Origin of the sequence: Clostridiisalibacter paucivorans DSM 22131 (assembly GCF_000620125.1) — a bacterium.
GTDB lineage: Bacteria > Bacillota > Clostridia > Tissierellales > Clostridiisalibacteraceae > Clostridiisalibacter > Clostridiisalibacter paucivorans.
In genome coordinates this window covers 1-19559 of the sequence record NZ_JHVL01000039.1, presented here as the reverse complement: position 1 = coordinate 19559, position 19559 = coordinate 1, and the positions used below count along the sequence as shown (strand labels likewise).

The window sequence follows — 19559 nt, the reverse complement described above, 5'->3', positions numbered from 1 at the left end:
GTTGAGAATACACGAATTAGTGAGAATGATTGAAGAATATTTTTATTTAGGAATAGCAGTTGTAATAATGATAAGTATACTTGGAGGTATATGTTATTTTTTTATATATAAAAAAATTAATGAATGGAGAAAAGAAATTGGAGAAAAGGCAGACTTTTATAGGGTTCTTGCTTACTATATATATAATCATGTTTATAGGAGTTACATTTTTGAACCGAGACGGAAGTTTTTATGGAAATGCAAATCTCCATTTCTTAAGTTCCTATAGAGAAGCTTGGAATACATTTGCTATTAGAAATTGGCAGTTTATTATACTAAATATATTAATGTTTGTACCTTTAGGAATCTTATTACCCATGTTACATAAAAATTTTCACAATAAAAAGTGGACTATAGGATTGGCATTCATATTAACTTTATTAATTGAATGTGTACAATTGATTACAGGTTTTGGTATATTTGAACTAGATGATATTTTTAACAATCTATTAGGGGCTGTTATTGGTTATGGTGTTGTTATGGGAATATTTGAATTGATAAAGGGAAAAAAACATAGATTTTTAAGAACATTAAATTATTTACTTCCATTGATATTAGTAATAGGTATTTTTAAAGGTATTTTTACATATTATACTTTTAAGGAATTTGGCAATCTTTCAATAGCTCATAATTATAAAATAGATATGAAAGATGCAAAGATATTCTTAGATATAAAGTTAAATAATGAGAATAGAATAGTTCCTATTTACAAGGCACCTTCTTACACTGAGGATTTAGCAAAAGAATTTGTTATTGATTTCTTTGAAAATCTTAGAATTAATACTCAAAACATAGAAATAGATATTTATGAAAATAAGGCAATTTATTGGATAAGAGGAAATACAGATTATAATATATGGTTGGAGTATTTAGATGGAAGTTATAGATACACAGATTTTTCTGTTTTCGATGACGAAATAGAACCTATGAATATAGACAAAGATACTTTGCTGAAATCTTTAAAAAAATATAATATAAATCTGCCTAAAGAATCTGTATTTAAAAATGAAGATATTGGAAGATATAAATGGACTGTAGAAAAACATATTAAAGACCAATCATTGATTGAGGGGGTATTATATTGTACATATTACAATGATAATACAATCAAAAAAATTCACAATAATATAGTTACATATAATAAAGTTAAAGATGTTATAATTAAAAGTGAATCAGAGGCTTATAAAGATTTAAAAGATGGAAAGTTTCGTTATTTTAATTCAAGTAATAATATAGAGTCTATAGATATAATAAAGATATCATTAGATTATAGATTAGATTCCAAGGGATTTTATCAACCAATATATTTATTTGATTCAATAATAGATGAAAAAGAATATACAATTACTATTCCAGCAATGAAATAGAAACGGGGTCAGGCTTACTTTTAAATATTAGGCATTTAATAGGAGGGATTTTATGCCTAGAAAAACAAGAGTTCACTATAGAGGAGCCCTTTATCATGTGATAGTAAGAGGTAATAATAGACAATATATTTTTGAATCTAATAAAATGAAAGGGTTATATTTGAAAAAGGTCAAGACATACATAGATAAATATGATTGCAAATTATATGCCTATGCGATTATGGATAATCATGCTCATTTATTGATTGAAGTGGATGATATACCATTGTCAAAACCTATGCAATTAATACAACAGACATTTACTCAACACTATAATAAGGTGAATGAAAGAACTGGACATGTATTTGAACAGAGGTATAAGTCAATATTATGTGATAAAGATCAGTATTTACTCACATTAATAAAATATATACATAATAATCCAGTAAGAGCAGGGATAGCAGATATAGATTATAGATGGAGCAGTCATAGGGAATATAAAACATACACTCCCATATATTGTGATATTTATTTTCCAATGTCTATTTTTTCAACCAAGAAGAATGAAGCTATAAGTAAGTACTTAAAATTCATGGAACAAGAAGATATTATTGAATGTAAAAGTGATTATGAATTTATACCTAATGAAAACATTACAAAATATAATAAAGAGTTAAATTTTGATTTAACATATGAAGAGTTATTAAACCAATTTATAAATAAATATGAAATCATTTATGAAGATTTAATGGGGAGGGCCAAGAATAGAAAAACTAGCAAAATAAAAGAGAAATTTGTTAAGACAGTAATTAAAAACAAGCTAATGAGTCAAAGAGAATTAGCTGATAGACTTAAGGTCTCAGAGCAAACTATATCTAGAATAGTAAATAAAGTTTAAAGGTGAGCCTGACCCCATTTTTTAATTGAGTGTTGATTGAGTTAACCCAGTCATTGTTGCCAACATATTCATAGTTATACAAAGCTAAGTTAGAGGGTATAAAGTTAGTCTTAATCAACTAAAGCTACACAAGTGGTTGCTCTGCGATAGACTTAGAAGATTTAAATAAGTCTAATTGTAACAAATCAAGAAGAATTAAAAGGGTATTATTCCAAGCAGGAAACAAGATAATCAATAGTGATGTAAACGGAAGTGTAAATATCATGAGAAAATATCTCAAAGATAAATGTATTCCCAAAATGATTCATAAGATAAGGGATAATGGAGTCATGGACACTCCCAAAAGAATAAGGGTTGCCTAGTTAAGCTAGGTCGAAAGTTAAATTCCAAACTTTTTTTGAAACCACCGTTGCTTGTCTCGGTGGTAGTTCATTATGTTTCTAATAAGAGGAAATGATTAATAATATATTTACATTGTAATGTGGTACTGACGCTAATTTTATAATGCATTTTTTTTAGAAATCAATTTTCTTGCTTTTTCGTAATCATTCTTATGCACTCGTAATTGAATAGTTTCTTGATTTCTTACATTAAAACTATTTCCCATACTATTACCAAATCCTCTGGAATTAAGCATATTTACTTTGCATCGAATATTATTATTCTTTAGATAAAAAAGGTATTCATATATACGGCTTTTGTCCATATTATTAGATTCATACAATACTATCCACTGACTTTTCTTAAAAAAATAAAAAATTATTATAAATATTGAACATATTATTATTATTTTATCCATATTTACCTCCAAATAGATTATATCTATATATTATCATATATATTAGATTGTAGACATAGATTTAAAAACAGTAGATAATCTTGTGAAATGTTACTTATATACAAAAAAATATATTGTAGTGGAATTAAAATAAAGTTTAAAGGTGAGCCTGACCCCATTTTTTAGTTGACTTTTTAAAAAATTAGTAGTATTATTATAATTAAATAATTTAGTACGGTAAAGCAGTAAACTAATAAAGCGAAGGTGGAGGTCAAAATGTTAGAACTTAATTATAAGCTGCCACAGGGATTACAAGATGAGACATTTGGAAGTTATAAACTTAAAGACAATATGATAAACAATGTCAAAAGTATATTTAAAAGCTATGGATATAGAGAGGTATCCACACCTACTTTTGAATATTATGATGTATTTTCGAACATAGAGGGTACAGTGGCAAGAGAAGAGATGTTTAAATTAATAGATGAATCTGGAGAAATATTAGTGCTCAGACCAGACGTTACTACTCCCATAGCTAGAATGGTGGCCAATAATTATAGGGATATGGATGATTTTTTAAAATTATCTTATGTATCAAATATATTTAGGATAAAGGGTAAAGACAAAGATAGTCAGCGAGAATTTACTCAAGCTGGAATTGAATATTTTGGCAATGGAACAGCTGAGGCAGATGGAGAAGTGATTGCATTGGCTATTAAAGTATTAATGGAACATTTTAGTATATTTCAGTTGGAGATAGGTCAGTCTGATTATTGCAAGGGTCTTTTTGAGGAAGGAAAGATAGATAAAGAAACTCAAAAGCTATTGAGAAAATATATTGAAGACAAAAATGTACCAGAGATACAAAAAATATTGGATAAGATGAATATAGATAAAAAAGTGGGGGATGTAATACTAGAAATACCTAAATTATATGGTGATTATCCATATATTATAAAAAAAGCAAAGGAAATATCTTTGAACGATAAAATGAAAAAGGCCATAGAAAATTTGGAAGAAATTTGTAATATCATATCAGATTATGGACTTAATAGATACATATCTTTAGACCTAGGGCTAATAACTGATTTAGACTATTATACTGGGGCAATATTTAAGGGATATGTGGCAAATCATGGAAGTATAGTATTAAGTGGAGGAAGATATGACAGACTCATGGAGCAGTTTGGGCATTCAATGGTAGCTACAGGGTTTGGGATAAATATGGATGAGGTAATAAAGGCTAAAAGAAAAACACAAAGTATTGATATAGAGGATTATACCGATTATATGATTCTATATAGTATGGATGATAGAAAGAATGCATTTGTACTGGCTAAGAAATTGAGGAATAGGGGATATATAGTGGAGACTAAATATTGTAGCAATGAAAGGACATATATAGAAAATGCTATGTATAGAAAGATATATAATATACTGATATTAAATGACAATAAATACAAGATAATAAACACAAAAAAGAATGTGACAAACAATATTGATAAGGATACTTTTTTGAAGAGCATAGATAGAAGAAAAGAGATTAGATCATTGGCATCTATACACTAAAGGAGAGGTAATATTATGGAATATATAAATATAGCCCTTGCCAAGGGAAGATTGGGAGATAAGGGCTACAAAATTTTAAAAGATGCTGGGTTTCAATGCAAAGAAATGGAAGGCAATTCTAGGAAGCTTATATTTAGAAACCAGAACAAAAAAATTATGTTTGTAATGGTAAAGGCCAGTGATGTACCTGTATATGTGGAAAGGGGAGCAGTGGATTTAGGAATAGTTGGTAAGGATACCATAATGGAGGAAGAAAGGGATGTATATGAAATATTGGATCTAGGTTTTGGAAAATGTAAGTTTTCAGTGGCATCTACTAAAGATTTTGATAATGGACGAATAAATGGACTACCGTTGAGGGTGGCTACTAAATATCCCAATGTGGCAAAGAGGTATTTTGAAGAGACTAAGAAGCAAATAGAAATAATAAAGCTGAATGGATCAGTGGAATTGGCACCTATAGTGGGATTGTCTGACGTTATTGTGGATATAGTTGAAACAGGTAATACTCTAAGGGCCAATGGCCTTGAGATTATTGAAGATATGTATGATATAAGTGCCAGACTAATATGTAATAAAGTCAGTTTTAAAATCAAAAATAAAAGAATAAAAGATTTAATTGATGGAATAAATGGAGTTATCATTGGGGGTAGTAAATGTGATAGATGTAGTTAACTTGAAAAATGGAAAAGTAGATAGCTTTATAAAACAAGTGAAAAGAGAAAAAAATTATAGTGATGAATTCAAAGATATTGTCAAAGATATTATAAATGATGTAAAACTACAAGGTGATAAAGCACTGTATTATTATACAGATAAATTTGACAATACAAAATTAGATGCACTATATGTAAATGAAAAAGAGATTGAAGAGGCTATAAATTCAGTAGATAAAGGATTTATAGAGGTTTTACGGGGAGCAAAGGATAATATTGAAAAGTATCATAAAAGGCAGTTGAAGGATTCTTGGTTTACCAATGAAGAAGAGGGAAAGGTTTTGGGGCAGCTATATAACCCCATAGAAAAGGTAGGGATATATGTACCTGGGGGGAGTGCTGCATATCCATCTTCTGTGTTGATGAATGTAATACCTGCTAAAGTGGCAGGGGTAAATGAAATTATTATGGCAACGCCACCGGGAAAGGATGGAAAGGTGAACAAAGATATACTAGTAGCTGCCTACATAGTAGGAATAGACCAAATAATAAAAGTGGGAGGAGCACAAGGAATAGCTGCATTGGCCTTTGGAACAGATACTATACCTAAAGTTCATAAAATTGTAGGTCCAGGGAATATATATGTGGCTACTGCTAAGGGTATGGTCTATGGAGATGTGGATATAGATATGATTGCTGGTCCTAGCGAAATTTTAATAATTGCTGATGAAAGTGCAAATCCTAGATATTTGGCAGCGGATATGTTATCTCAAGCGGAGCATGACAATATGGCATCTGCTAAATTAGTTACTACATCTGGTGAGTTAGTGTTAGGAGTAAAAGAAGAATTGAAGAATCAATTGAAATTATTGGAACGAGGGGATATAGCTGAGAAGTCTCTTGGGAATTATGGGAAGATATGTATAGTAGATGATATTTATGATGCTGTAAAAATAGCTAATGAAATAGCACCTGAACATCTTGAGCTTATGGTTAAAGATCCCTTTAACATGATGTATAAAATTAAAAATGCAGGGGCTATTTTCTTAGGCCAGTATGCCCCTGAACCTTTAGGAGATTATTGGGCAGGTCCTAACCATGTGCTACCCACTGGAGGAACTGCTAAATTCTTTTCTCCCCTTGGAGTAGATGATTTTGTTAAGAAATCTAGCATCATATATTATGATAAAGGTGCATTATACAAAGATAAGGATAAAATAATAGAGTTTGCCCAAAGGGAAGGACTTACTGCCCATGGCAATTCGATAAAAGTGAGGTTTGAATAAATATGATAGATAAACTTGTCAAGGAGAGTGTAAAGGGACTGAAACCCTATATGCCCAACAAATATAGTTATAAATATAAAATGGATGCCAATGAAAGCCCATTTATATTGGAATCATTTGTGATGGATAAAATAATAGGTAGATTTAAAAAGGTGTCACTGAATTACTATCCTGATACAGATGCAAATATTTTAACGAAAAAAATAGCCCAATATGTGGGAGTGGAGCAGGAAAACATAATTACAGGAAATGGCTCTGATGAAATGATAAAGCTACTTTTAGAAACATTTGTGGACAAATCAGATACAGTGTTGGCCCATACTCCCACATTTGTTATGTATAAACATGGATGTGATATTATAGGGGCTAATTATATAGGTATAGAATCTGATGATAATTTTAATATAGATGTAGATGAAATTATAGACGCAAGTAAAAGATTGAAACCTAAAGTAATATTTATATGTAACCCAAATAATCCCACAGGGAATATAATTTCTAAAACAGATATTATCAAAATAATAAAACAGACAAACGCCATAGTTGTAGTAGATGAGGCATATATAGAATTTGGTGGAGAAACGGTGATATCATTAGTCAATAAGTTTGATAATCTAATAGTATTGAGAACTCTCTCTAAGGCATTTGGGTTGGCTGGTATAAGGACAGGATATCTTGTATCTAATACTGAGATAATAAATTATATCAAAGCAGTAAAACCTCCATATAATTTAAATGCCATATCACAAATAGTAGGAGAGATTATCTTAGATGAAAAGACATTTATTAGTAATAATATAGAGTATATAAAAAAACAGCGGGATAAATTATATGCAGAAATGAAAAAAATAGATGACATTATCGTATATCCATCGGAAACTAATTTCATATTATTTAGTATAGATAGAGAGAATATATTTGAAGAACTAATTAAAAGGGGTTTTATGATTAGACCATTTAATGGAGGAAAACTCAATGGATGTTTTAGAGTGACTGTGGGAAAATCAGAGGAGAATAAATTATTTGTAGATACATTAAGGGAAGTGGTTAAAATATGAGAGTAGTGAAAGATAGTAGAAAGACAACAGAGACTAATATTCAGCTAAAATTAAATATAGATGGACAGGGAAAGGTAAATATATCCACAGGCATAGGATTTTTTGATCATATGCTAACATTATTTGCTGTTCATGGTATGTTCGATTTGAGTTTAAAATGTGAAGGGGATTTGTATGTTGATGGGCACCATACTGTAGAAGACATTGGGATACTATTAGGTAGTGTATTTAAAAAAGGATTGGGAGATAAAAAGGGTATAAAACGATATGCAAGTCTTTATTCTCCCATGGATGAAGCATTATCATTAATAGCATTGGATATTTCAGGAAGGCCCCATTTATCCTTTGATGTACAACTGTTTACTCCAAGGGTGGGAGAGTTTGAAACCCAATTGGTAAGGGAGTTTTTTAATGCATTTGTAAATAATAGTGGTATAACATTACATATAAAGGAGATTTCGGGTGAGAATGACCACCATATTATAGAAGGGATATTTAAAGGATTTGGAAGGGCATTGGACCAAGCTACATCTATAGACCCGAGGATAGAAGGGGTTTTGTCTACAAAGGGAGTGATTTAAATGATTGCAATAATAGATTATGGTGTTGGTAATGTGCGCAGTGTGGAAAAGGCATTGAATGCATTGGGATTTGAAGCTCAAATAACCGATAATATAAAGGATATAGATAATGCATCGGGGTTGATATTACCTGGAGTGGGTGCCTTTAGGGATGCCATATCTAAGTTAAACAATAGCCAGTTAACAGATTGTATAAAGAAAAATGTCTATAATAAAAAGCCTCTTTTGGGAATATGTTTAGGGATGCAATTACTGTATGATAAAAGCTATGAAGATGGTGAATATGAAGGATTAGGCATTATATCTGGGGATATTGTAAAATTTAATCAAGATGTTAAGATTCCCCATATGGGCTGGAATAAGTTATATTTTAATGATGAAGATCCTATTTTAAAATATATAAAAGAAGAAAGCTATGTATATTTTGTACATTCTTATTATGCAAAACCCTATGGAAAAGAAATTATAGCATATACAGATTATGGAGTTAAAGTACCTGCTATAGTTAAAAATAATAATGTATATGGAATGCAGTTTCACCCAGAAAAAAGTGGAGAAATAGGACTAAATCTATTAAAGGCATTTGGGGAGATGGTAATATGATTATTTATCCAGCTATAGATATAAAGGATGGCAAATGTGTAAGACTGAAACAGGGAAAGTTTAAAGATATAACTATTTACAATGATAATCCTGTACAAGTGGCAAAAGATTGGGAAAAAAAGGGTGCAAAATATATCCATATTGTAGATTTAGATGGGGCATTGAAAGGAAAATCCTTTAATAGGGAAATAATAAAAGAAATAATATTATCAATAAATATACCTATCCAAATAGGAGGGGGTATAAGAACATTAGAAGATATAACTGGTTATATAGATATGGGAGCAGATAAAGTTATAATAGGTACTAAGGCTATTGAGGATAAAAGATTTTTAAACGATGTGTTAAAGAAATATAGAGATAATATAGTTATATCCATAGATGCAAAGGATGGTCTTATAGCAGCACATGGATGGACAAGTATTTCTAGTATAAATGCAGTAGATTTTATAGTGGAACTAGAAAGAATGGGGATAAAGACCGTAGTATATACTGATATATCAAAGGATGGCATGATGAAAGGGCCTAATTTTGAGATGTATAGCGAGATAATGGATAAAAGCAATATAGATATAGTAGCATCTGGAGGGGTAAGTACAATAGAGGATGTATTTAAACTTAGAGAAATGGATGTATATGGATGTATAATAGGCAAGGCATTATACAATGGAAATATTGATTTCGAATGTCTTAATAAAAAAATAGGGCAATAGGAGATGGTGTTATATGATAACCAAGAGAATAATCCCATGTCTTGATGTGAAAAATGGCAGGGTAGTCAAGGGCACTAAATTTAAAGATATAAGAGACGTTGAGGACCCTGTAAAATTAGCTAAATATTATAACGATGCAGGAGCAGATGAATTGGTATTTTATGACATAACTGCTTCATATGAAGAAAGAGATATATTTTTGGATGTAGTAAAAAGGACTGCAGATGAGATATTTATACCCTTTACTGTGGGTGGAGGAGTAAAGACCTTGGAGGATTTTACTGAGATTTTAAGGTCAGGTGCAGATAAAATTTCTATAAATTCTAGTGCAGTAAAGACACCGACACTGATTACAGAGGGGGCATTAAAATTTGGGAGTCAATGTGTGGTAGTGTCAATAGATGCTAAAAGAGATAATTTAGCTCCTTCAGGATGGACTGTATATATAAATGGTGGAAGGATTAATACAGGGCTAGATGTATTAAAATGGGCCAAAAAAGCTGTCCAGTTAGGAGCAGGAGAACTAGTTATAAACAGTATTGATACCGATGGTGTAAAGGACGGATATGATATAGAACTTATGAAACTTATATCAAATGAGACCAATGTGCCTATAGTAGCATCTGGAGGTGCAGGAGAATATAGAGATTTTTATGAAGTTTTTAATGGAGGGTTCTCTGATGCGGCATTGGCGGCATCTGTATTTCATTTTAATAAAATATCTATACCTAAGTTAAAGAATTATTTAGCTAAGAACGGTGTAAATGTGAGAAAGGACTGATTATATGGATTTTATAAAAGATATAAAATTTGATAAAAATGGACTTATACCTGCAATAATTCAAGATATCAATACTAATGAAGTGTTAATGTTAGCATATATGAATGAGGAATCACTGGAGAGAACATGGAAAAGTGGAGAGACATGGTTTTATAGTAGGAGTAGAAAAAAACTTTGGCATAAGGGGGAGGAATCAGGAAATACACAAGAAATAATAAAAATGGACTATGATTGTGATGGTGACACTATATTAGTTAAAGTTAGACAAAAGGGTGTGGCTTGTCATACGGGAGAATATTCTTGTTTTCATAATAATATATTAGACAAAGATATTGATGGAAAAATTAAAGATTTCATATATAGATTATATAAATTAATAGAACACAGGAGATCTAATCCCACAGAAGGCTCATATACCAACTATTTATTTGACCAGGGAATAGATAAGATATTGAAAAAGGTAGGGGAAGAATCCAGTGAAGTAATAATAGGGGCTAAAAATGAAAGTAGAGATGAAGTAGTTTATGAAGTAAGTGATTTGGTATATCATATATTGGTGTTATTAGTTCATATGGGCATAGATATAGATGATATAAAAGGGGAATTGTACAAAAGGCATAATACAGTTCGTAGCTAGTAGTTTGTAGTTAGTAGTTGATGGTAGAGAACCTATGGTTCGCATCATTAAACTACTAACTTTTTTATGACTTTATTATAATTGTATGGTTGTTAGCAATCTGAGTTGGTAGTTAATTTTTAATTACCAACTATTTTTTTCCAGGTGTTTTCAAAATAAGAGTATTAATATATAATTTATATATCAGATTATTGACAAATATATATTGTAGAATAAGTAAGTAGTAGAAATCCTATAGATTTCTACTTTTTTCTAAGAGCTAAGAACCAAGAGCTAAGAACCAAGAACCAAGAACTAAGAACTAAGAACCAAGAACCAAGAACTAAGAACTAAGAACCAAGAACTAAGAACTAAGAACTAAGAACCAAGAACTGCCAAAAGGGAGTGGTAATCATTGGTAATGGATATAATGGGCAATTTAGGAAATAGGGTAGGTATAATAATAGTATTGGCATTTATACTGTCAAAGGTAAATGTTTTTAGGCATTTATTAGAAAAGAATAAAATAGGATATAAAGATAAAATAATTTTATCTGTTTTTTTTGGCTTATTTGGTATATTTGGAACATATTCAGGTATACCTATACGGGGAGCATTGGCCAATTCTAGAGTTATTGGAGTATTTGTTGGAGGGCTTTTAGGTGGTCCCTTTGTTGGAGTAATATCAGGGATTATTGCTGGGGGACATAGGTGGATTATAGATATTGGAGGATTTACTGCACTGGCTTGTGCATTATCTACTATCACAGAGGGACTAATGTCAGGGTTTTTAAGTAAGAAGTTTTATGAAACAGACAATAAGTGGTTATTTGCATTGGCGGCGGGAGCTATTGCAGAGATGCTACAAATGGTAATAATATTGATGGTTGCTAGACCCTTTGATATGGCAGTGAGACTGGTTGAAATCATTGCTATACCTATGATAGTGGCCAATGCAATAGGCATATCCATATTTATAGGCATAATAGAAACCATATTTAAGGATCAGGAACAGGCTGCTGCAATCCAAGCCCAGAGAGCATTAAAGATAGCCAATAAGACATTAAAGTATTTGAGGAAGGGGTTTAATAAAGAAACTGCCTATGAGACTGCTAAAATAATATATGATATGACAGATTTAAAGGCGGTGGCTATAACTAATAAAGAAAAAATACTGGCCCATGTGGGTATCGGAGAAGATCACCATATAACGGGAGATGATATAAAAACAGGGTTGACTAAAGATGTAATTAAATATGGAAATTATAGGGTAGCTTACAATAGTGATCAGATTGATTGTGGTAATAGTAATTGCAAATTAAAATCGGCAGTTATAGTGCCATTGGAAGGACAGAATAATGTCATAGGTGCATTAAAGCTTTATAAGACTACAGAAAATGCCATTACACAAATTGATTTAGAACTGGCATTGGGGCTAGCAATGCTATTTTCTACACAGATAGAATTGAGCAAAATAGAAGAACAATCAAAATTATTAGCTAAGGCCGAATTAAAGGCACTTCAAGCTCAAATAAATCCCCATTTTTTATTTAATGCTATAAATACAATAGTATCTTTTATAAGGATAAAACCTGATAAGGCCAGACAGCTATTGATACATCTTGGTGATTACTTTAGAAAGAATCTCCAACAAAATCAAGAAGAAGTAAATCTAATGAAAGAGATAGAGCATATAAATTCATATTTAGAAATAGAAAAGGCTAGATTTGGAGATAAATTAAACGTAAAATACCATATAGATGAAGATATACAATGTTATTTGCCACCATTAATATTACAGCCATTGGTTGAAAATGCTATAAAACATGGTATAATGGAGAAATTAGATAATGGAACAATAGATATAATTGCAGAAGATATGGAAGAAGAAACTATACTTATTGTTAAAGATGATGGAATAGGCATGGAAAAGGAAAAGTTATATAATATATTTTCTAATGACAAGGGAAACCAATCTATAGGACTTATAAATGTTAATCAGAGATTAATAAATAAATATGGTGATAATTATGGTTTGAAGATAGAAAGTAATGTTGGAGTAGGTACCAAGGTGATTATGAAAATTCCTAAGCAGAGAGGTGACTTTAAATGATAAATTGTCTTATTGTAGATGATGAGATGCCAGCAAGGGAAGAAATCAAATACTTACTAGAGGATATAGAAGATGTAAATATAGTTGGAGAAGCATCTCATGGATTAGAAGCGATAGAAATGAATGATATACTTAATCCAGATTTAGTGATATTAGATATTCAAATGCCAAAGATAAATGGCTTGAAGGTGGCAGAGGAAATATATAAAAGAGAAAAAAAGCCATTAATAATATTTGTAACGGCATATGATGACTTTGCAATAAAGGCATTTGAAGTAAATGCAATAGATTATTTATTGAAGCCAGTTTCTAAGGTTAGATTAGAAAAGGCATTAGATAAGATAAGGTCTATAAGTAAGACTATAACTCCTCAATATGAAAGACATATAGAGAGATTAATTAGTGATATAAAGGTAAAGGAAGAAGGAGAGGTAAATAAAATCTGTCTATATAAGAATGGAGCATTGATACCTCTAGATTCCAAAGATATAATATATTGTACAGTAGAAGAGAGGGATACCATAGTTATATCAAAGAAGGGAAGATTTATTTATCAGGACACATTGAGTAAACTTGAAAAAAAATTAGTACATTGTGGTTTTTTCAGAAGTCACAGAAGTTTTATCATAAATTTAGATTATATAGAGTCTATTGAGCCTTGGTTTAATAGCACATATCAAGTTAAAATGCAGAATGTAGAAGAAAAAATACCTGTAAGTAGGAGTCAGGTTAAAGAATTTAAAAAGATTATGGATATAAAGTAGACAATAAACTTGTATCTTATACACAAATATTGCTAAAGAAACATAAAAAATGACAACTTATTCATAAAAACTTCCATAAAAAATATAAACCATTATAATAATGGTTGGAGAAAAAATAAGGAGGTTTTTCATATGGTATCATTTTTGAGTTCCATAGCAATACTTATAATAGGATATTTCATTTATGGAGCCTTTGTTGAAAAGGTTTTCGGAGTTCAGGAGGATAGACCTACTCCAGCGATATCTATGACTGATGGGGTGGATTTTGTTCCGATGAAATGGAGTAAAATTTTCTTGATACAGTTCTTAAATATAGCTGGATTAGGACCTATTTTTGGTGCTATTATGGGAGCACTTTTTGGACCTGCGGCCTTTATATGGATAGTATTGGGAAGTATATTTGCAGGAGGAGTACATGATTATTTTTCTGGAATGCTTTCTGTTAGACATGAGGGTAAAAGTATATCAGAAATAGTAGGTATATACTTAGGAGAGAATGCAAGGAGGATTATGAGGGTATTTTCAGTAGTATTGCTGATCCTTGTTGGAACAGTATTTATGACTGGACCTGCTAAATTACTTGCAGATTTAGAACTATTTGGGTTGGGAAGTTTAAATATATGGTTAGCTATAATACTAGTTTATTATTTTATGGCAACAATATTGCCAGTTGACAAGGTTATTGGTAGAGTTTATCCTCTATTTGGAGCGGCCCTTCTTATAATGGCTATTGGAATAGGGGGAATGATGGTAATAAAGGGATATAATATACCAGAAGTTACATTGACTAATATGCATCCTAAGGGATTGACTTTATGGCCTATGTTATTTGTTACTATAGCATGTGGTGCCATATCAGGGTTCCATGCTACTCAATCACCTATGATGGCTAGATGTATGACTAATGAAAAATACGGCAGAAAGATTTTCTATGGATCAATGATTGCAGAAGGTATAATAGCATTGGTCTGGGCAGCAGCGGCAATGACGTTTTTTGATGGAGGAGTATTAGGGCTTGATGCAGCAGTAGATGCAGGAGGACCTGGAGCTGTAGTAAATACAATATCTAGTAGCTTATTGGGAACTATAGGTGGTTTATTAGCTATGTTGGGAGTTATAGCTGCGCCTATAACATCTGGAGATACAGCATTTAGAAGTGCAAGATTAGTTATGGCAGATGCAGTTGGATATAAGCAAGGAGTTATAAAAAATAGATTAATGTTAGCTATACCCATATTTGCAATAGGATTTGCATTAACTAGAATAGACTTTAATGTAATATGGAGATATTTCGCATGGTCGAATCAGACATTAGCAACGATTGTATTGTGGTCAGCATCAGCTTATCTTATACAAAATAATAAATTGCATTGGATATCAACGGTGCCCGCAACATTTATGACAGCTGTGTCTGTAACATATATTTTACAAGCAAAAGAGGGATTTAGACTTTCTACTAGTATTTCATATCCAGTAGGTATTTTAGCTGCTATAGTAGCTTTGATTATATTTTTAAAGGTTCAAAGTAAAGTATCTAATAATACAAATACTGTACAGAACAATGTATAAATAAAAGTGAAGAGATAGTCTTGTGGCTAAATAAATTAAATTAATCTTTATCTACACACATACGAACCACTTAGACTATTTAATAATAAAGGCCCTTGATATTTTTAAAAATATCAAGGGCCTTTAAATAGTTTCAATTCTTCATAGGTAAAGTATAAATAAAATTATATTAATAAATATAGATTATCATAATTTTATTTATAAGAGACGTTTAAGATACAATATATAACATATAAAGAAGAAGAGTTGGAATAATAACGCCTAAGACATAGCATGTATAACCAAGTATTTTTCTATTTTTAATATAAATTTCTTCTAGCCCTGCTAAGAAAGAAATAAATACCAGTATAATTGGCAAAATGATTGCAATTATTTTAAAATATTTTTCTGCATCTATTGCCGAAGTATATAGTGCAGAAAACAACAACAGGTATGATAATTTAACCATTACAGGGCATATCTTTTTATAGATAATTGAATCCTTATCTTTTACATCAAACATAAAACAACCTACTTTCTTCTGTAAACTAAGACTAGCAATATATTTTTTATTTACAGAATAATTATTAGAAAAAAACAAATGTTTCAATATAACTATTATAGCATATATTACAAATAATTGTAAAAAATGATATTTAGTTTTACAGTCACAACAAAACTTTACAATATAGTAAATTATGAATTGAAAGAGAATGGTTTTAATCCTTATGTAGAAATTTAAAATAAATTTAAATCAAATTGCATTGTGAATTTTTACAAAGCCAGTACTAATAATTACTAGTATTTTAATTTTAGGCTTTGATCTTCTTACTGGTCTATTGATACTGGGCTTTTTAGATGTTTTATAGAAAATCACATCCAAAAATTTAAAGAACTACTCCTTTCTGGTTTAATTATTGCCAGAAAGGAGTAGTTCTTTTTACCAAATAATTTATTTTATTATATTTTCAAATGTTAAAATGTAGGTACAACACCGCCATTATAATTTTCTTCAATAAATTCTTTAACTTTATCGGAGTGAAGGGCTTTTAACAATGCTTGAAGTTTTTCGCTGTTTTCTTCGCCACTTCTAATAGCTATAATATTTGCATATGGAGAGTCAGCACCTTCAATAAGGATAGCATCTTCTGTAGGTACTAATCCTGCTTCCAATGCATAGTTTCCATTTATTACGGCTGCATCTACATCATCTAATACTCTTGGGAGTTGAGCTGCCTCAAGAGGTTTGAATACAAAGTTCTTTGGATTTTCAGCTATATCCAATTCTGTAGCTTCTAATCCAATACCTTCCTTTAGTTTTATTAATCCATTGTTTTGTAAAAGTATTAATGCTCTACCACCATTAGTAGGGTCATTTGGTATAGCTATAGAGGCACCATCTTTTAATTCCTCAATGGAAGAGGCGGAGTTTGAATATAATCCCAAAGGTTCTATATGCACTTTACCTAATGATGTAATATCTACACCTTTTTCTTCTTTAAATTTATTCATATAAGGCTCATGCTGAAAGAAATTGGCATCTATTTCACCATCTGCTAAAGCCATATTAGGTTTAACATAGTCGGTGAATTGGATTATTTTAAGTTCAATGCCCTGTGTTTCTAGATCTGCTTTAATAGCGTTAAGTATCTCTTCGTGGGGGACAGGAGACGCACCTATTGTAATTACATTGTCTTCCTTAGAAGTATCACCATTGGAATTATTATTGCCACATCCTGCTAAAGTGATAGAACCTAGTAAAGTTAATACTAATAAAAGAGAAATAATTTTTTTCATAATATAACAACCTCCTATTTTTTATTTATATTGTTAGCAATGGTATTTCCCAACCACTGTACTAATTGAACCAAAATTATTATGACAATTACAGCAGCAATCATCACATCAGTTTGAAATCTATAAAAACCATATCTTATTGCCAAGTCTCCTAAACCACCAGCCCCTATGGCTCCTGCCATGGCAGAATAACTTATTAAATTTATAATAGTCAAAGTAATACCTAATACTAATGCAGGCATAGCCTCAGGGATTAATACTTTAAATATTATTTGGGGAATAGTGGCTCCCATAGAGTCTGCTGCCTCTAAAATTCCTTTGTCTACCTCTTTAAGTGAAGATTCTATTACTCTAGCAACAAATGGAGCAGCAGCTATAGATAGAGGTACTATACTGGCAGTAGTCCCGATAGTAGTTCCCACAACAAATTTTGAAAGGGGAAATACTAAGATCATTAGAATAATAAAAGGGAAAGATCGACTTATATTAACTATAGTCTCCAAAATTGAATTGAGCATAGTTTTTTCCCATATGCCTCCCTTTTCAGTTATAACTAATAGCACTCCCAAAGGAAGTCCCAATGCCAACGAAAATATTGTGGAAGCACCGACCATATATAGCGTCTCCCAAAGGGGGTCAATAAGTAAATGTAAAATATCAGCCATTCCAAATCACCTCTGTATTAACTTTATTAGTATTGAACCAGTGGATTGTCTCTTCTATTTCATTACACTCTCCAAAAACTTGAATTATCAAATGACCTACACTGGTTTTCATAAGTTCACTTATATTGCCTGATAAGATATTTATGTCAATATCAAACTTCTTTATGGCTTGAGATACTAAGGGTTCCTTTGATGTCTCGCCTAAAAATTTTAGTTTTATAACTTTAGTACCTTTGATTTTAGGAAAATTCAACTCTTCTTCAGTATTGGTATGAATACTGGATACAAAGGCCTTTGCAGTTTTGGTTTTGGGGCTTGCAAATATATCTTCTACATTTCCCGATTCTATAATTTCACCATCTTCAATTATTGCTACTTTATCACAGATTTCCTTTATAACTTCCATTTGATGTGTAATCAATATTACAGTCAAACTCATCTCTTTTTGGATTTTTTTAATTAAATTTAGTATAGATTTAGTAGTTTTAGGGTCCAATGCAGATGTGGATTCATCACTTAAAAGTATCTTGGGTTCATTGGCGAGGGCCCTTGCTATGGCAACCCTCTGTTTTTGGCCTCCACTTAATTGGGAGGGATATGTATCCCTTTTATCTGAAAGTTCTACTAGCTCTAGAAGTTTTTCAACCCTTTTTTTGATCTCATTTTTACTATATCCTGAGATTTCTAATGGAAAGGCTATATTTTGGAAAACTGTTCTGGAGCTCAATATGTTAAAATGTTGAAAAATCATACCAATACTTTTTCTTAATTCCCTTAATTGGGAGGTATTATATTTAGTGATGTCACTATTGTCTATATATATTTCACCAGAAGAGGGCTCTTCTAGTCTATTGAGACATCTAATAAGAGTAGATTTACCTGCACCACTTAGCCCTATTATTCCGTATATCTCTCCTTCTTGAATCTTTAAATTTATATTTTTTAGGGCATAGAAGTTGCTTTTGTCACTGTTTTTAAATACTTTGTTTAAGCTTTCAATAGATATCATAATACTTCACTCCTTTAACCAATTAACAAAATAAAGAATCTAGGTCATAAAAATACCTCTATAGGGATTTTAGCATTAAAAAAACCCCTTTGACGAAAGAGGTTTGAAATCAAGATTCCCTCTCTCATCTTTCGATAACAAATACCGCTGGAATTGGCACCATGTACAAATATCGTACTGGTTGCCGGGTTTCATAGGGCCAGTCCCTCCACCTCTCTAGATAAGAGTCTATTAAATTTTTCATTAAACAGATTATACATCTCAAAAAAACAAATGTCAAGAGTAAAGTTGTTTTAGTGTGTTTATTTTTTAAGAATAGTGATATAATTAATAATAAATAGTAGTGTTAAAAATGGGTAGGGAAAAATTGCAATCACATTGTTAGAAAAGTGTATAAATACCAACTTAGAGTATAATTTTAGTAGGCAAAAAGGACAAAAAATAAAAAAGATGCCTTAAGGCATCTTTCATATACATGCATCATCCAATATAATAGTATCTGCGAAGAAAACTAGAAAGTTAGGTGATTACATGTATAAGATAAGTTTAAAGGAAATGGATATAAATTTCAAGGATTTAGAGAAAAGGATTTATGAATTTGTTTGCCGTCAGGCATGTGAAATAATCACAGAGCTACTTAATCAACTAGATGATGAGCTAATGAAAGAAAGAGATAAGAAGATATATAGAAATAAAGGTTTCAAGAAAACATGTATCAAGACAGTAATGGGTGAGATTG

20 protein-coding genes and 1 riboswitch are annotated in these 19559 nt (G+C 31.0%); of the genes, 15 read left to right on the top strand and 5 right to left on the bottom strand.

The window, feature by feature from the left end; translation table 11 throughout:
* Positions 1-137: 137 nt before the first annotated feature.
* On the top strand, positions 138-1406 hold the full coding sequence (locus tag Q326_RS0110905) for a VanZ family protein (RefSeq protein WP_169733584.1): 1269 nt from the start codon (positions 138-140) through the stop codon (positions 1404-1406).
* A 52-nt stretch (positions 1407-1458) separates the two neighbouring features.
* The gene (locus Q326_RS17175; protein ID WP_051531399.1) at positions 1459-2283 is read left to right on the top strand and encodes a transposase; all 825 of its coding nucleotides are present in this window, start codon (positions 1459-1461) and stop codon (positions 2281-2283) included.
* A 499-nt stretch (positions 2284-2782) separates the two neighbouring features.
* Here Q326_RS17175 and Q326_RS0110895 read toward each other — a convergent pair whose 3' ends face one another.
* Entirely contained in the window at positions 2783-3082 is a 300-nt protein-coding gene (locus Q326_RS0110895; RefSeq protein WP_026895423.1) for a hypothetical protein, read from the bottom strand.
* 255 nt (positions 3083-3337) lie between these two features.
* Here Q326_RS0110895 and hisZ point away from each other — a divergent pair, with 255 nt between their 5' ends.
* The 12 genes from hisZ to Q326_RS0110835 all read left to right on the top strand — a co-directional run bounded on the left by hisZ (position 3338) and on the right by Q326_RS0110835 (position 15370).
* Entirely contained in the window at positions 3338-4630 is a 1293-nt protein-coding gene (hisZ, locus tag Q326_RS17170) for an ATP phosphoribosyltransferase regulatory subunit (protein WP_034601929.1), read from the top strand.
* A gap of 15 nt (positions 4631-4645) precedes the next feature.
* Positions 4646-5305 carry an ATP phosphoribosyltransferase gene (gene hisG / locus Q326_RS0110885; RefSeq protein WP_026895422.1) on the top strand — a complete coding sequence of 220 codons (660 nt, stop codon included), beginning with the start codon at positions 4646-4648 and terminating at the stop codon, positions 5303-5305.
* Complete coding sequence (gene hisD / locus Q326_RS0110880; protein WP_026895421.1) at positions 5289-6572, top strand: histidinol dehydrogenase; 1284 nt, start codon at positions 5289-5291, stop codon at positions 6570-6572. Before hisG ends, hisD begins: the two co-directional genes overlap by 17 nt.
* A gap of 2 nt (positions 6573-6574) precedes the next feature.
* The gene (gene hisC / locus Q326_RS0110875) at positions 6575-7630 is read left to right on the top strand and encodes a histidinol-phosphate transaminase (protein WP_026895420.1); all 1056 of its coding nucleotides are present in this window, start codon (positions 6575-6577) and stop codon (positions 7628-7630) included.
* A complete protein-coding gene (gene hisB, locus Q326_RS0110870) occupies positions 7627-8211 on the top strand; it encodes an imidazoleglycerol-phosphate dehydratase HisB (protein ID WP_026895419.1) in 585 nt (194 codons plus the stop codon). Before hisC ends, hisB begins: the two co-directional genes overlap by 4 nt.
* Positions 8212-8814, top strand: a complete 603-nt coding sequence (gene hisH / locus Q326_RS0110865; RefSeq protein ID WP_026895418.1) for an imidazole glycerol phosphate synthase subunit HisH — start codon at positions 8212-8214, stop codon at positions 8812-8814. It abuts the gene before it with no gap.
* Positions 8811-9527 carry a 1-(5-phosphoribosyl)-5-[(5-phosphoribosylamino)methylideneamino]imidazole-4-carboxamide isomerase gene (gene hisA, locus Q326_RS0110860; protein ID WP_026895417.1) on the top strand — a complete coding sequence of 239 codons (717 nt, stop codon included), beginning with the start codon at positions 8811-8813 and terminating at the stop codon, positions 9525-9527. Before hisH ends, hisA begins: the two co-directional genes overlap by 4 nt.
* A gap of 13 nt (positions 9528-9540) precedes the next feature.
* On the top strand, positions 9541-10308 hold the full coding sequence (gene hisF, locus Q326_RS0110855) for an imidazole glycerol phosphate synthase subunit HisF (protein ID WP_026895416.1): 768 nt from the start codon (positions 9541-9543) through the stop codon (positions 10306-10308).
* A gap of 4 nt (positions 10309-10312) precedes the next feature.
* Positions 10313-10945 carry a bifunctional phosphoribosyl-AMP cyclohydrolase/phosphoribosyl-ATP diphosphatase HisIE gene (hisIE, locus tag Q326_RS0110850; protein WP_026895415.1) on the top strand — a complete coding sequence of 211 codons (633 nt, stop codon included), beginning with the start codon at positions 10313-10315 and terminating at the stop codon, positions 10943-10945.
* A gap of 400 nt (positions 10946-11345) precedes the next feature.
* Positions 11346-13037 (top strand): sensor histidine kinase, encoded by a 1692-nt coding sequence (locus tag Q326_RS0110845; RefSeq protein WP_034601937.1) that lies wholly within the window; start codon positions 11346-11348, stop codon positions 13035-13037.
* Complete coding sequence (locus Q326_RS0110840; RefSeq protein WP_026895413.1) at positions 13034-13801, top strand: LytR/AlgR family response regulator transcription factor; 768 nt, start codon at positions 13034-13036, stop codon at positions 13799-13801. Before Q326_RS0110845 ends, Q326_RS0110840 begins: the two co-directional genes overlap by 4 nt.
* Before the next feature lie 132 nt (positions 13802-13933).
* A complete protein-coding gene (locus Q326_RS0110835; RefSeq protein WP_026895412.1) occupies positions 13934-15370 on the top strand; it encodes a carbon starvation CstA family protein in 1437 nt (478 codons plus the stop codon).
* Positions 15371-15581: 211 nt separating this feature from the next.
* On the opposite strand, the gene Q326_RS0110830 is transcribed toward Q326_RS0110835, so the two are convergent.
* The 4 genes from Q326_RS0110830 to Q326_RS0110815 form a co-directional block, all read right to left on the bottom strand.
* A complete protein-coding gene (locus Q326_RS0110830; protein WP_026895411.1) occupies positions 15582-15872 on the bottom strand; it encodes a hypothetical protein in 291 nt (96 codons plus the stop codon).
* A 452-nt stretch (positions 15873-16324) separates the two neighbouring features.
* Entirely contained in the window at positions 16325-17146 is an 822-nt protein-coding gene (locus tag Q326_RS0110825) for a MetQ/NlpA family ABC transporter substrate-binding protein (RefSeq protein ID WP_026895410.1), read from the bottom strand.
* 14 nt (positions 17147-17160) lie between these two features.
* Positions 17161-17811, bottom strand: coding sequence for a methionine ABC transporter permease (locus Q326_RS0110820; RefSeq protein WP_026895409.1), 651 nt, complete (start codon positions 17809-17811; stop codon positions 17161-17163).
* Positions 17804-18820 (bottom strand): methionine ABC transporter ATP-binding protein, encoded by a 1017-nt coding sequence (locus tag Q326_RS0110815; protein ID WP_026895408.1) that lies wholly within the window; start codon positions 18818-18820, stop codon positions 17804-17806. The genes Q326_RS0110820 and Q326_RS0110815 overlap by 8 nt, the downstream gene beginning before the upstream one ends.
* Positions 18821-18941: 121 nt before the next feature.
* A riboswitch (SAM riboswitch) is annotated at positions 18942-19047 on the bottom strand.
* A gap of 304 nt (positions 19048-19351) precedes the next feature.
* Between Q326_RS0110815 and Q326_RS17165 the strand changes: the two genes are divergently transcribed.
* Positions 19352-19559, top strand: a 208-nt coding sequence (locus tag Q326_RS17165) for a UPF0236 family transposase-like protein (RefSeq protein WP_034601817.1), incomplete at its 3' end; no start/stop codon positions are given.

Excerpts from the sequence above, each read along its gene's own strand:
- Q326_RS0110845 (WP_034601937.1), top strand. The coding sequence starts at position 11,346 with ATGGATATAATGGGCAATTTAGGAAATAGGGTAGGTATAATAATAGTA.
- Q326_RS0110895 (WP_026895423.1), bottom strand. The coding sequence starts at position 3,082 with ATGGATAAAATAATAATAATATGTTCAATATTTATAATAATTTTTTAT.
- Q326_RS0110825 (WP_026895410.1), bottom strand. The coding sequence starts at position 17,146 with ATGAAAAAAATTATTTCTCTTTTATTAGTATTAACTTTACTAGGTTCT.
- hisZ (WP_034601929.1), top strand. The coding sequence starts at position 3,338 with ATGTTAGAACTTAATTATAAGCTGCCACAGGGATTACAAGATGAGACA.
- hisB (WP_026895419.1), top strand. The coding sequence starts at position 7,627 with ATGAGAGTAGTGAAAGATAGTAGAAAGACAACAGAGACTAATATTCAG.
- hisC (WP_026895420.1), top strand. The coding sequence starts at position 6,575 with ATGATAGATAAACTTGTCAAGGAGAGTGTAAAGGGACTGAAACCCTAT.
- Q326_RS0110835 (WP_026895412.1), top strand. The coding sequence starts at position 13,934 with ATGGTATCATTTTTGAGTTCCATAGCAATACTTATAATAGGATATTTC.
- Q326_RS0110820 (WP_026895409.1), bottom strand. The coding sequence starts at position 17,811 with ATGGCTGATATTTTACATTTACTTATTGACCCCCTTTGGGAGACGCTA.
- Q326_RS0110840 (WP_026895413.1), top strand. The coding sequence starts at position 13,034 with ATGATAAATTGTCTTATTGTAGATGATGAGATGCCAGCAAGGGAAGAA.
- hisG (WP_026895422.1), top strand. The coding sequence starts at position 4,646 with ATGGAATATATAAATATAGCCCTTGCCAAGGGAAGATTGGGAGATAAG.
- Q326_RS0110815 (WP_026895408.1), bottom strand. The coding sequence starts at position 18,820 with ATGATATCTATTGAAAGCTTAAACAAAGTATTTAAAAACAGTGACAAA.
- hisF (WP_026895416.1), top strand. The coding sequence starts at position 9,541 with ATGATAACCAAGAGAATAATCCCATGTCTTGATGTGAAAAATGGCAGG.
- Q326_RS0110830 (WP_026895411.1), bottom strand. The coding sequence starts at position 15,872 with ATGTTTGATGTAAAAGATAAGGATTCAATTATCTATAAAAAGATATGC.
- hisIE (WP_026895415.1), top strand. The coding sequence starts at position 10,313 with ATGGATTTTATAAAAGATATAAAATTTGATAAAAATGGACTTATACCT.
- hisH (WP_026895418.1), top strand. The coding sequence starts at position 8,212 with ATGATTGCAATAATAGATTATGGTGTTGGTAATGTGCGCAGTGTGGAA.
- Q326_RS17175 (WP_051531399.1), top strand. The coding sequence starts at position 1,459 with ATGCCTAGAAAAACAAGAGTTCACTATAGAGGAGCCCTTTATCATGTG.
- hisA (WP_026895417.1), top strand. The coding sequence starts at position 8,811 with ATGATTATTTATCCAGCTATAGATATAAAGGATGGCAAATGTGTAAGA.